The sequence below is a fragment of the Dellaglioa sp. CoH-56-MRSF-11 genome (genome assembly GCF_056782135.1).
Genome location: NZ_JBXAYE010000039.1, coordinates 1 through 393, shown reverse-complemented (window position 1 = coordinate 393; position 393 = coordinate 1). Strand labels below are relative to the sequence as shown.

General features: G+C 57.0%; 1 protein-coding gene. It reads left to right on the top strand.

Features of this window, described 5'->3' with window-relative positions; translation table 11 throughout:
• Positions 1 to 177: 177 nt before the first annotated feature.
• The coding region (locus AC1RPT_RS07720) for a hypothetical protein (protein ID WP_481762974.1) at positions 178 to 393 on the top strand (216 nt) is incomplete at its 3' end.

Genomic DNA, 393 nt, shown 5'->3' with positions numbered 1-393 from the left:
ACGTACATGGGGAACGGAAACAGCGAACCCCACTAACCGACTAACACTGAGGACATGAAAATGCGTGGATACAACCAAGAAAAGCAAGCGGGCTTTACGTGGCTCGGTTTTGTGGGCGCATGCGTGTGCGGCGCGATTCTGGCATACATGATCGCACTCGCGATCTAAGGAACGGCGATGCTGAAAACCCAAATTACCGAACTGTATAGCGCGCGGCTCAATGTTAGGGCAACGCCGCCCGCGTCCCTGACCGGGCGTCAGACGGTAGCGGAATGGGCCGAGGCTGACGCGAAAGCGGATGCGTTCGAATCATGGGCCGCGCGCCAAGCGTTCCAAACGGTTAGCGTCGTTTACGAGTCGCTGAGTCACGAAACGGAATTCGTGGCAACATGC